Annotated in this window: 12 protein-coding genes; 3 read left to right on the top strand and 9 right to left on the bottom strand. The window is 42.9% G+C overall.

Annotated features, from left to right (window positions below; translation table 11 throughout):
• Complete coding sequence (locus ACWPWY_RS00710; protein ID WP_454189946.1) at positions 1-960, top strand: ATP-dependent DNA ligase; 960 nt, start codon at positions 1-3, stop codon at positions 958-960.
• The gene (gene ligD / locus ACWPWY_RS00705) at positions 960-1,850 is read left to right on the top strand and encodes a non-homologous end-joining DNA ligase (RefSeq protein ID WP_454189945.1); all 891 of its coding nucleotides are present in this window, start codon (positions 960-962) and stop codon (positions 1,848-1,850) included. The genes ACWPWY_RS00710 and ligD overlap by 1 nt, the downstream gene beginning before the upstream one ends.
• Before the next feature lie 133 nt (positions 1,851-1,983).
• Here ligD and ACWPWY_RS00700 read toward each other — a convergent pair whose 3' ends face one another.
• Together ACWPWY_RS00700 and cls are read right to left on the bottom strand one after the other, a co-directional pair.
• Positions 1,984-2,874 carry a YitT family protein gene (locus tag ACWPWY_RS00700; protein ID WP_454192749.1) on the bottom strand — a complete coding sequence of 297 codons (891 nt, stop codon included), beginning with the start codon at positions 2,872-2,874 and terminating at the stop codon, positions 1,984-1,986.
• Between the two features lie 179 nt (positions 2,875-3,053).
• Positions 3,054-4,499 carry a cardiolipin synthase gene (gene cls, locus ACWPWY_RS00695; protein WP_454189943.1) on the bottom strand — a complete coding sequence of 482 codons (1,446 nt, stop codon included), beginning with the start codon at positions 4,497-4,499 and terminating at the stop codon, positions 3,054-3,056.
• Positions 4,500-4,817: 318 nt separating this feature from the next.
• Here cls and ACWPWY_RS00690 point away from each other — a divergent pair, with 318 nt between their 5' ends.
• Complete coding sequence (locus tag ACWPWY_RS00690; protein WP_454189942.1) at positions 4,818-6,167, top strand: hemolysin family protein; 1,350 nt, start codon at positions 4,818-4,820, stop codon at positions 6,165-6,167.
• A gap of 103 nt (positions 6,168-6,270) precedes the next feature.
• On the opposite strand, the gene ACWPWY_RS00685 is transcribed toward ACWPWY_RS00690, so the two are convergent.
• The 7 genes from ACWPWY_RS00685 to ACWPWY_RS00655 all read right to left on the bottom strand — a co-directional run bounded on the left by ACWPWY_RS00685 (position 6,271) and on the right by ACWPWY_RS00655 (position 12,027).
• On the bottom strand, positions 6,271-7,350 hold the full coding sequence (locus ACWPWY_RS00685) for an AI-2E family transporter (RefSeq protein WP_454189941.1): 1,080 nt from the start codon (positions 7,348-7,350) through the stop codon (positions 6,271-6,273).
• A 96-nt stretch (positions 7,351-7,446) separates the two neighbouring features.
• Entirely contained in the window at positions 7,447-8,226 is a 780-nt protein-coding gene (locus ACWPWY_RS00680; RefSeq protein WP_454189940.1) for an ABC transporter permease, read from the bottom strand.
• Complete coding sequence (locus ACWPWY_RS00675) at positions 8,219-9,127, bottom strand: ABC transporter ATP-binding protein (RefSeq protein WP_454189939.1); 909 nt, start codon at positions 9,125-9,127, stop codon at positions 8,219-8,221. The genes ACWPWY_RS00680 and ACWPWY_RS00675 overlap by 8 nt, the downstream gene beginning before the upstream one ends.
• A gap of 64 nt (positions 9,128-9,191) precedes the next feature.
• A complete protein-coding gene (locus ACWPWY_RS00670; protein ID WP_454189938.1) occupies positions 9,192-9,482 on the bottom strand; it encodes a hypothetical protein in 291 nt (96 codons plus the stop codon).
• Positions 9,483-10,008: 526 nt separating this feature from the next.
• Positions 10,009-10,500: a hypothetical protein gene (locus ACWPWY_RS00665; RefSeq protein WP_454189937.1), complete on the bottom strand. Its 492-nt coding sequence runs from the start codon at positions 10,498-10,500 to the stop codon at positions 10,009-10,011.
• A 58-nt stretch (positions 10,501-10,558) separates the two neighbouring features.
• On the bottom strand, positions 10,559-11,086 hold the full coding sequence (locus ACWPWY_RS00660; protein ID WP_454189936.1) for a VanZ family protein: 528 nt from the start codon (positions 11,084-11,086) through the stop codon (positions 10,559-10,561).
• On the bottom strand, positions 11,083-12,027 hold the full coding sequence (locus ACWPWY_RS00655) for an LCP family glycopolymer transferase (RefSeq protein ID WP_454189935.1): 945 nt from the start codon (positions 12,025-12,027) through the stop codon (positions 11,083-11,085). Before ACWPWY_RS00655 ends, ACWPWY_RS00660 begins: the two co-directional genes overlap by 4 nt.
• Between the last annotated feature and the right edge of the window lie 41 nt (positions 12,028-12,068).

The raw sequence follows: 12,068 nt of genomic DNA, 5'->3' as shown, positions 1-12,068 counted from the left end.
ATGAAGTTTACACCCGTCATTCCTTTCGAACCGGTTCGAACCGAACAATTTCCATCAGGGCATCCCTGGATTGCTCAGGTAAAATGGGACGGCGTTCGAATGCTCACTTATTATGATGGTGAGGAAGTTCGCCTAGTGAATCGCAAGCGAAACGATCGAACCATACAATACCCGGAACTCGGTCAGGCGGATGTATATTCATCCGCTTCTTCTTTTATTTTGGATGGAGAACTCATCGCATTTGCCGGCGGCAAACCTTCTTTCCACGAGATCATGCGGCGGGACAGTCTTCGGAGTGAGCGGAGTATTCGGCAAGGGTTACAAAGTGTACCCGTTACCTATATGGTATTTGATCTTCTCTATCTGAATGGAGAATGGATAACTCATCTCCCTCTATCTGAACGCCAAGAACGGCTGAACCAGATCATTAAACCTCAGCCCCTTGTCCAACTCGTGCAGAATTTCCCGGATGGGAATGCTCTCTTTGAAGCGACCAAAGCGCAACAGCTAGAAGGTGTTGTCGTCAAAGATCTGACGAGTACGTATGCGCTGGGCGGAAAGGATAACCGCTGGCAAAAACGGAAGAAGAACGGGGACCTCTATGCTGTGATCGGCGGCGTTACGCTCCGTGACAACATCGTAAATTCTCTCCTTGTCGGATTATATCGTGAGGATGGAATACTTACGTACATTGGTCACGCCGGAACCGGAAGATTCACGGTTAAGGATTGGCGGGATCTTACAGATCGCATTCAGCCCCTTCTTACGAGCGAAATGCCTTTTGACCATTCGCCAGGCCGATATCAGGGAGCTCTATGGATTAGACCTGAGATCGTCGTTCGCATTACCTATCTCGAATGGACACCTGGGGGAACGATGCGTCATCCAACCATCGAAAGCTTTGCACCTCATATCCAGCCGAAAGACTGTACCCTATCACAGAAGGAGGAACATTCGTAATGGCTAGAACGGTAAAAGGAACTATCCAGATTCAAGGCCAGACCCTGACCATTACGAATCCCGATAAACCACTGTGGCCAGAGGCTGGTGTAACCAAAGCGATTTATTTACAGAAACTAGCCGAACTTTCGCCTTATCTTCTTACTTACTGCAGGGATCGGCTATTAACTACAATCCGTTATCCACACGGGGTGCATGGTGAATTCTTTTATCAGAAAAACGCTCCCGAGCCGCTGCCGCCCTTTGTTCAGACGGCTATTCACGAGAAGATCAATTACGTGGTACTGAGCGGCCTGCCTGAGTTATTATGGCTTGGCAATCTGGCTGCGCTGGAATTCCACCCTTCCCTTCATGCGGTAGGCAGCAGTCTGCCATGTGAATGGATGATTGACCTTGACCCTACCCTTCAAGAAGAACCAAGAATCATGGAAGCCGCACATATTGTAGGTCAGGTACTCTCTTCACTCGGGATTCAGTCCGTTCCCAAAACATCCGGGGCAACGGGTGTTCAAATCATTGTTCCCATCAGCAAAGGAATTACGTTTGAACAGCTTCGAACGCTCGGTCATTTTGTCGGCAGGTATGTATGTGAGAAACACCCTAAATTGTTCACCCTTGAGCGTCTCAAAAAAGATCGCGGAGATAAAATATATTTTGACTATTTACAGCATTATGGAGGAAAGACACTTGCTGCCCCCTATACGCCAAGAGCAAGAGAACAGGCGACCGTCTCTACCCCTCTGTTATGGGAAGAAGTAGCGCGTGATGTATCGCCCAAAGATTTCACGTTACTAAACATTGGAGCGCGCCTGGCCGAAAAAGGAGATCTGATCGCAGCCCTCCCTGCTCAGCCGCTGGATCCTCTTCTCGCTCATCTCGCTAAGACTTGAGATCCTATGTATTCTTGTTTAATCTGATAAAAACAAAAAAAGCCCGGCTGTCCTATAAACTTAGGAACAGCTGGGCTGTTATATATTTAAATCCTTTTCAGCCTCATTATAACAATGAAATGCGACTCATGTATTAATGAATACCTTTTTTCTTGAAGCGTCCACCCTTCACATCGTGAATGTTACCGATCGCAAGAAATGCGTCCGGGTCCCAATCTTCTACGATACTCTTCAGCTTAGCTTCTTCTAGTCGGGTAATTACTACAAAGATGACTTTCTTCTCTTCTCCGCTAAAACCGCCCTCACCATCGAGGTATGTAACGCCGCGTCCCAATCTGTCGGTAAGTGCTTCACCGATATCTCGGAACTTGTCGCTAATGATCCATACCGATTTGGATTGATCCATACCTTCGATCGTGATGTCGATCATCTTCATCGCAATATAATATGCAATGATCGAATACAGTGCATTCGGCCATCCAAATACGAAGCCGGCCATAACGAAGATGAATAAGTTAATGAACAGAACAATCTGTCCAACGGAGAAGGGAGATTTTTCACTAAGCAGAATAGCTACGATCTCGGTACCATCCAGCGATCCACCGGAACGAATAACAAGACCAACGCCAATCCCTAGGATAACACCGCCAAATACAGCGCCAAGCAGCGGCTCATTTGGCGTAAGCGCACTCACATGATGCAGCAATTGTGTGCCGATCGACATTACTACAATGCCGAAAAAGGTACAAATCGCAAATGTCTTGCCGATCTGTTTATAGCCGATGAAGAGAAAAGGCAGGTTAAGTACGGTCAGCAGGATCCCGAGCGGCATACCGGTTATTTTGGATAACATAATCGATATCCCTGTAATTCCTCCGTCAATAACGCCATTGGGAACAAGGAAAATTTCAAGGCCTACTGCCATTAATGTAGCTCCCACAAGGATTAAAAGTCCTCGTTGCAGAAGCTTTAGACTAAGCGGAGAACTGCTTGCCTTCGTCTGTTTACTTGGACTTGGCATCATTTCTTTGGTCGTCATATCTGACATAGAACTCCCCTTTTCTTTTCACTTTTTCTATGCCATAAGACATACTGGATACCTCTATTATAACATATCAAAGTTACAAAAGTCACAAAAACGACAGCAAAACAGAGATAAACGATTAGAAAGGTGTTTTTCATTTAGAAATCAGACGAATATAATCAAAGCAGCGGAGATAGCAACCTACATACGACTTCAGCGCACTTGGAGGCCCGAGAACGTTGCTTAAATTCACCTAATTCAATTCGTTTACTATCCTGTAAATCTTGTTCAAAATCAGCTGTCAGCTGGTCTAACGCACTACGCGAATACATGGCTGCTGTCAGTTCAAAGTTACTATAGAAGCTGCGCATATCGAGGTTTGCTGATCCTACCGCTGCCAGTAATTGATCCACGATTACCACCTTGGCATGGACGAACCCTTTCTGATAGCGGTAGAACGTAACTCCCGCTTCCATTAATTCTTCCAGATGAGACAGCGATGCAAGCAGCACAATCTTGTAATCGGCCCTGCCGGGAATAAGCACCCTTACATCCACCCCGCTTCGGGCTGCTGTTTTGATCGCTGTCATCAGCGCTACATCCGGAATAAAATAAGGGGTTGTAATATACACCCTTGAGCTTGCCATTGCAATGGCATTAAAACACATCTCCTGAATGGGATGCCTGGTCTCATCAGGACCGCTCGATATCACTTGTACCTGCTCTGTTCCTTTACAATGGTGCTCAGGAAATAAAGCCGGAACCAAATGGGTACAAAGCGTCTGTCCGCTCACGAGCCTCCAGTCTTTAATAAAAGCCATCTGCAAGTAGTAGACTGAATCACCGTGCATGCGCATGTGCGTGTCACGCCAGAATCCTAATGTGAGAGATTCCCCTTTGTACTCATCACCGATGTTCATTCCACCCGTATACCCAATCTTGCCATCAATCACCACGATTTTTCGATGATTCCGATAATTTATTTTTCTTAGTTTTATTGCGAGTAATGGCGGTAAAAAGAAATGAATCTCGACCCCTGCATCCTTCATTCGCTTTAGGAAGGGTTTGGATAGAGCTTTGCTCCCAACTCCGTCACAGATGATTCGTACTTGAACCCCTTCCTGCGATTTCTTGATTAGCAGATCTTGAAATAGGGTGCCCATAATATCATGCCGAATAATATAGAATTCGAGATGGATATGTTCCTTAGCCTCTTTGATATCTTGAAATAAAGCTGTAAATAATGGATCTCCTTCCGCATAATAATCCGTATGATTGCAGCCCGTGATTGCGCTATTAGGAATTTCTGATAATAGATTGTAAAGACGCTCGTTATGTGTAAAATCTTGGTTCTTCATATCCTCTACGGAGGTAACCTTATTTACTTTCCCAGCGATCTCGGAATGCATTTCATTCCATACCTTCCGCTCTTCTCTTGTCATAGAGGCACTCTTACCATAAGGTCTTCCTGCAATCCTATACAGCCATATACCAATCAGAGGCAGACAGAACGAAATGAAGATCCACACCGCAGCTTTTTCTGGGCGCTTATATTCGAACAATAATAGAAGCATCGTCTGACCCAAATACAATAGGATTAGAAAAAGAATAACCGACCCCATCATCGCTAAGCTCCTCCTCTGATCTGATAAAAAACAAAATGTGACTCTATACAGTCATCTATACAGTTTGACAAACTTTAGCGTATTTCATGCACGCTTCTGTACAGAAATTCCCTTCTCGATCTCCTGGGATCGGTTTCGGATCTAAAGAAAATGTTTCATTAATATATATACAAGTCTATACATATCGTGTTTGAGAACTATTTTTCCTGAAGAACACTTATTGGGCCTTATGTCAAGTTGGTCATAAGATGGAAGATGCGATATAATATTCGTTAAACTTTTATATACTTTAAAATCATGAAGGAGAAGAGATGTGAAATGGACGAAGGTAGTAGTTACGCGTTAAATTTAGTAATGGTGGCCGTGCTCATCGGATTTTCTGCATTTTTTGTAGCTGTTGAGTTCGCCATAGTACGTGTAAGAACGAGTAGGCTCGATCAATTAATTGCAGAAGGCAATAAGAAAGCAGCTGCGGTAAGGCAAGTGGTTGCCAATCTGGATGGTTATCTGTCTGCTTGTCAGCTCGGAATTACCATCACTTCACTAGGACTTGGCTGGCTCGGTGAACCAACGATTGAAAAAATTCTGCATCCATTGTTTGCAAGCTGGGGAGTTCCTGAATCCGTAGGATCGGTGTTATCCTTTGTACTTGCTTTCATGATGATCACTTACTTACATGTGGTCGTAGGGGAACTGGCTCCTAAGACTGTCTCGATTCGTAAAGCCGAAACCGTGGCTATGTGGACTGCGGGACCCATTATCTGGTTTAACAAAGTGATGTATCCATTTATTTTCGTCTTAAATAGCTCTGCTAACCAGCTTGTTAAATTATTCGGTGTGAAGCCAGCTTCGGAACAAGAAGAAGCTCACTCGGAAGAGGAACTGCAGATTATCATTAACGAGAGTTTCGAAAGCGGCATGATTAACCAAAGTGAATTTGGATATGTGAGCCGAATCTTTGCTTTTGATGAGATGTTAGCCAAAGAAATTATGGTTCCAAGGACCGATATGGTATGTCTATACGCCAGTAAGTCGGTCGAAGAAAATCTCGCCATCATTAAAGAAGAACAGTATACTCGTTTTCCTGTCGTTAATGAGAACAAGGATGATATTATCGGGATTATTCATACCAAACAATTCTTCCTAGACTATTACGGCAACGATTCAAATAAGATTGATATTCAAAGTTTGATCCACCCTATTCCGGCAGTACATGAGACCACACCGGTCAAAGACCTGCTGAAAAAAATGCAGCAAGAAGGCAATCATATTGTGATCTTGGTCGATGAATATGGCGGAACTTCAGGTATGGTCACCATTGAAGACATACTGGAACAAATTGTCGGCGAGATAAGAGATGAATTCGACTCCGATGAAGTAGAAGAAATTCAAATCATGGATGAGAATCATATTCTCTTTGACGGCAAAGTGTCGCTCTCAAAAGTAAATGATCTCTTCACCGCTGCACTTGATACAGACGAATGGGACACCATTGGAGGGTGGCTGTATAGTCATCAACCAGAAATGGAAGTACAAGAAGAATTTGAATTTGAAGGACTAACTTTCACTCTTATTGAAAAAGAGAAAAACCGCTTCCTTAAAGTGGCGGTGGCATCGAAAGTACCTATTGCTAGTGCACTAAATGAACAAGCCGTTATGGCTGAGTAATTCATTGTTATATAGAATAAGGCCCGCATCCTCTGTGTAGGATGCGGGCCTTATTTTGCTTTATTTTCAAACAGATATGAATGTAGTTATTCTTCCGTTTCTTCTATACTTTTTCCCAGCGATCTTTAAAGAACACGTTATATACACGTGCAACAATGATCTTAGCCGTCATATAGACTGGAATCGCCAGTAGCATACCGATAAGTCCCCCGATATCTCCGCCCACTAGGACAACAATGATCGTCGTGATTGGATGGATATCCAGCGTCTTGTTCATAATGTACGGAGCCAATAGGTTGTCCTGGATTTGCTGTGCTACAAGGATAATAACCAGTGCCCAGATTGCCATTACAGGTTCCTCCGTAAAGGCAATAATCACAATGGGAACCGAAGACACAATCGCCCCGATGAATGGGATGAAATTCATAATCACGGAGACAACAGTGAGAAGTAACGCATACGGTAAACCAATGATAAGAAAACCAATGTACATAAGTACACCTAATGCAACATTCGTAATGACACGACCTACGATAAATCCACTGAGTGAGTTATCAATATCATTCAGTAAATCTGTACCTTCATCCCGAAAACGTCTTGGCAGGAAGCTGACAATGTTCTCTCCAAATTTGCCGCCCTCTTTGAGCATGAAGAACAGAATAATAGGAGAAACAAAGAGCACTACGACAAAGGACGAGAAGAAAGATACAAGCCCTGACAAATAGTTAGTGAATACAGTGAATCCCTGATCGATAATGTCGGTCACTTTGGATAATACATTCGTACCTTCCGGGAAAAACTGAGCAAGAACGCCGCTCTGTTCTAATTCCTTCACTTGTTTCCCAAGCATATTGAGCAGATCAGGTGCACTCTCAATGAATGCCAAGAACTGCGCCCGAAGAGAAGGCCATACGCCTAGTATAAACCCAACCAGAATAAGAGCGATTGCCAGATAAATTAAGAGAACGGCAACCGTACGATTGAGTTTTCGTTTTGCCATAATTTCTACTAAAGGCCGAAGCAGATAATAGAAAAATGCAGCCAGCATCAGTGGTACTAGAATAATACTGACAAACGAGATGATCGGGTCAAAAATAAAGTTTACTTTTGAACCCAGGTAAATCACGAGAAAGACCAAAATAATTCCGATCAGAAATCGGAAAAATCGGTTTGTTTGAGTCAATGCCAGACCCTCCATCCACATAAAATTTTGTCTACGATGTGCAAGGAAGCTTCGGTTTGATATCTTCAAGCGTAACTACGATCCGGTCATGCTGCTTTACGCAGCCACATCTCTTTTGTTAAACACGTACCAGGAGATTCCCATAAAGATGACATAATACACGGCAAGAATCATCATCGAGAAACCAAGAGTCATGCCTCCCAGGCCATCCCCATACATATACTGACTAAGATCCATATTAGTGAAAAGTATGTACTTCGCCCATACATAACGTTCAGGATTAAAGATCATTCCGAAGATCCCCTGAGTAAATAGGATAAATAGAGATAAGCCGATCGCAAGCGCACCAGAACGAAATACGGTTGATACCATAAAAGCAATCGCAATCGTAATAAATAGATCTACATATTCAAATACCCAACTAATCACTGCATAACTCGCGGGCGTCATATTATCTGGTATCATTCCCACATCTGCTGTAGAAGATAAGAGCAGATACGATGTAACGAGAGCAAGCAGAATCATGACCAGTGTACTGAATATGCTGAATAGCAGAACAGAAAGATACTTGGAGAAGAGAATCTTACTTCTCGTCCAAGGACGGATCAGCAAGAGCTTAATCGTTCCCCAAGAGAACTCACCTGCTACGGAATCTGCGGCAATAACAACGGCAAAAATCGTATTCAGGAAGCTGACAAACGTAACTGCGAGCATCGCTCCCTCCCAAAATGAAGTTGTCTCTCCTCCCCCGTTGCCGGAAAAGAGATAGGGAATGATAATTGACATGAAAGCCAAGATACCTAACATGACCCATGTCCGCATACGCCGGTATATCTTCATATTCTCATTATGGACAAGCATAAAAAAATTACTCAATCGATTCACCTCCTGTAAGGGCTAGGAACCGATCTTCTAGAGAATTCTTTCTAGCACGAATTCCATATACCTGTATTCCACTCTGTACAAGAAGAGCATTTAGCGCTGCAGCCTCATCTCTCGTTCCGGTCAGATATAACATTCCTTGTTCTACTTTTCCTTCACCTTTAAGGAGCTTATACGCTAGATTCACGTCACTCACCTCAAAGATATATTCCGTTGCTGCTTGTACTCCCTCTTCTCTTACGCTTCTTACATCAATGAGGTTTCCATTTTGTATGACGGCCACCGTATCACACATCAGTTCCATCTCAGATAACAGGTGACTGGATACAAAGACGGTCGTTCCTTCTTCATCACATAGTTTGCGGAGATAATCCCGCAGTTCACGAATTCCTTGAGGATCCAGTCCATTCGTCGGCTCATCGAGAATAAGTAACTTAGGACGATGCAAAATTGCCTGTGCCACGCCAAGTCGCTGCCGCATTCCTAACGAGTAATTCTTCACCTTATCATGAATACGCTGAGTAAGCCCGACCAGTTCAATCGCTTCCTGAATTCGTTCCTTGGTTACACCTGGTGACATCCGAGCAAAATGTAACAGGTTCTGGTACCCGGTCATAAATTTGTACATTTCCGGGTTCTCTACGATCGCCCCTACCTCGCGAATCGCCTCTTCAAATTCATGTTTTATACTATGCCCCGCAATATGTATATCGCCTTCGCTGATCGAAATCAGTCCAACCATCATACGGATCGTCGTCGTTTTTCCCGCGCCATTGGGTCCTAAAAAACCAAAGACCTGGCCTGGATGGATATCCAGAGTCAGGTCTCGTACTAGATAGCGGGAAGAAATGACTTTGCTGACCCCTTGCATTCGAACAACAGGTTCTTGATGCATGGACAAGTTCACTCCTTATTTATCAAATATCGTACAGATTCGTACCGAAACTTTAACTCAGAAGCTAGTGTACCATACAACCTGTACTACATTCGATAGATGAAGCACTCTTCTGAGGATATATGGAAGGAAGATGATGACTCTCCTGCTGCGAAGCCTGCTCCAGATCTTGCGGATGTTGATGAATGACACGGCAGTGACCACAATATCCAAGCGGCATTTCATTTCGATAGAATCCGGTCCGGAAGATAAGATCGGCGGTAATGCGACTTGAGTCAAATGTATTCGTAGACTCATTCTCGACCCACATAATTTTCTTGCAGGCCACACAGTAAAAACGACGAGTACCTATCATATCAAGCCCCTCCCATTCAAGTAACGTGTGACACATTCTTGAACTACAAAAATCGATCTAATTCGATACATTTTGTATCTTGAACATAATGGAGTCCTATATCTTTGTCAAGAATAATCGCCCCGTATTACAAATATAACCTGTATTTCAAGGGTTAAATCGCATTTTTTCTGAAAATAACGGTTAAATTACATCGTGATTACGAAAACAAGTCATTATCGTATTCACACAATCATGGACAGATGATACATTTTGTATTGTATAAATATGGTTGTTTTTAGGAGGAATGATGATGAAAAGAACAATGAAAAATGGAGGAGGAATGCATCGAGGCACATCAGCCTCGTACCTGTACTTGTTATTGTAGGTACACCTATCTTGACCTACTTTATTGTACGCTTGCTGCTTGTGCGTTAGGACAACTTCTTTGCGGTTTCGAAAAAAGAGTAGGAACGAAGAACAAAAAGAGCCCCTCTATGCACAGAATTTCTCTATGCATAAAGGGGCTCTTCATATGAATGCAACATTAGAAATCTTCCGATTTCTGAAATGACCATAGTACCCGCCAATCGCCTGACTCTTCAGCAGCATATACGGGCTGGACAATCTTGAAATTACCGAAGGATGAATGATAGATCTGGGTTACCGTAATAAGGTAAACTTCCTTCAGTGCTTCTTTTCCTTCGACCAACTGTACATCGAATTTCCGCTCTGGTTCGCTCCGCTCATACTGGAAGGTGTTCGTACCGAAATGTCGCATGAACACATGCGCCCGGGTCTGAACATAGTCCGGTTTCTTATATCTTTCCTTCATGAGCGAATGAAACAGCTCCCACGAACTTCCAAAGTCCCCTTCTTGCTCATAGTCATAGAATTGTTCAACGATCTTAACCGCTTCTTCTTCATTCGTTGATTTAACCATCCCACGTACACTCCAGAACAAAAGAATAATCAAGCCCACCACCAGGACGGCAGTGAGCAATTTGATAAGTCCATTCCCTCGGCGCCTGCGCAGCATGATGCTCCCTCCCTCTTGTCCTTTGTATCTTTCTCAGGTTATGAGCGAGGAAGAATCTTTAGACCTTTCGTCTGCGTGAGAACCTTTCAATTAAGATCATGAGAAGTAGAGCAATGCATCCACCAGTGAAATCTAGGAGAACGTCATAAGGGGATGATGTTCGATCCACTGAAAATTTCTGCAAGGTCTCGTCAATACTCGCCACAATAACAACAAAAACTAGCGGGAGAACATAGCTGTACAGACTTCTCCCCCACTTTTTTCGAATCAGATAATGAGCTAGAAGTGTGAGTATAGCATATACAAATACATGTGCACTTTTGCGAAAAGTAAATTCAATGAATCCATAGGGATTCGACTGTAGCTCGTAATTATTTCCCGCATAATGAACCTTAACATCAGGTAGAGGGATATCGATATTAAACTGATTGGAGATTTTAATAAGAAGAGGGCGAATGGTCTGTTGTTGATAAGATCGAGTGGACATAAATAAGATAAATACTGCCCATACGAGAAGGATTCCAATAAGCAAATAAATCCATTGTTTCTTTTTTCTATTCGCCCTTTTTCTCTCTAGTCTACTCAAGGAGTATCAGCCCTTTGCAAATGGTCCTTCATTAAGTTCTGTGCTCGTTCCCGTTCTTGTTCGTCTACAATATAATAGTAGATTCCGTTAATACGCTGACCGTGACCTTTTATTTCTATCGTTTCGATATTTTTTAGATCTGAGCGGTAGTCTTTAATAAATTGCTTCATCTCGTCAAACGTAATATCGGTCTTTACATTATTGCCTACTTCACCTAAGATATTTTGGATCTTGGCTACACTAGATACCTGAAGTGCATTATTCATCAGTTCTTGGATAATCTCACGTTGCCTTGCGTTACGTCCGAGATCGCCACGAGGATCGTCATATCTCATACGGGAAAATAAAAGTGCCTCTTCTCCCGTTAATTGTATCGGACCTTCAGCGAATAACTCACCATCAATAGTAAATTCAAATGGGTTATCTACCTCAACACCACCCAATAAGTCTATGATGGATGTGAATCCTTCCATATTAACCTTCACATAGTAATCAATTGGAGATCCTAGAAAGTTTTCAACAGTCTGTACAGACATGTTTACACCCCCAAAAGCATAGGCGTGATTAATTTTGTCTTCCATTCCTTTTCCTACTATTTCTGTACGGGTATCTCTAGGAATATTAAACATGAGGATAGAATGTTTAGCAGGGTTCACGGTAAGAACAACCATCGTATCCGAGCGTCCAACATCATTTGCTCTCTCATCGACTCCTAACAGTAATACGGAAAAGGGCTCTTGATCTGCAATTTTCTTAGATATGGCAGCTGTATTTGTTTGCTGACCACCATCTATGTTAGTTATCGCAGGGATAGGATCCCTAGGCTCATATATACTTTCCGCAGTCGATTCAATAGATTTGTATAAATAAATACCGTATCCAACACCAAGAATTATAAATAATGAAGTAATGCTTAGTGTGACCTTCGCCCATTTTTTCATCTATAATATTCCCTTCATTCTTAAATAGGGTACTTTCGAAC

It is taken from the genome of Paenibacillus sp. Marseille-Q7038 (genome assembly GCF_965111595.1).
This window is presented reverse-complemented; position numbering and strand designations above follow the sequence as displayed.

Excerpts from the sequence above, each read along its gene's own strand:
- ACWPWY_RS00710 (WP_454189946.1), top strand. The coding sequence starts at position 1 with ATGAAGTTTACACCCGTCATTCCTTTCGAACCGGTTCGAACCGAACAA.
- ACWPWY_RS00670 (WP_454189938.1), bottom strand. The coding sequence starts at position 9,482 with ATGATAGGTACTCGTCGTTTTTACTGTGTGGCCTGCAAGAAAATTATG.
- ACWPWY_RS00675 (WP_454189939.1), bottom strand. The coding sequence starts at position 9,127 with ATGCATCAAGAACCTGTTGTTCGAATGCAAGGGGTCAGCAAAGTCATT.
- ligD (WP_454189945.1), top strand. The coding sequence starts at position 960 with ATGGCTAGAACGGTAAAAGGAACTATCCAGATTCAAGGCCAGACCCTG.
- ACWPWY_RS00690 (WP_454189942.1), top strand. The coding sequence starts at position 4,818 with ATGGACGAAGGTAGTAGTTACGCGTTAAATTTAGTAATGGTGGCCGTG.
- ACWPWY_RS00665 (WP_454189937.1), bottom strand. The coding sequence starts at position 10,500 with ATGCTGCGCAGGCGCCGAGGGAATGGACTTATCAAATTGCTCACTGCC.
- ACWPWY_RS00655 (WP_454189935.1), bottom strand. The coding sequence starts at position 12,027 with ATGAAAAAATGGGCGAAGGTCACACTAAGCATTACTTCATTATTTATA.
- ACWPWY_RS00700 (WP_454192749.1), bottom strand. The coding sequence starts at position 2,874 with ATGATGCCAAGTCCAAGTAAACAGACGAAGGCAAGCAGTTCTCCGCTT.
- cls (WP_454189943.1), bottom strand. The coding sequence starts at position 4,499 with ATGATGGGGTCGGTTATTCTTTTTCTAATCCTATTGTATTTGGGTCAG.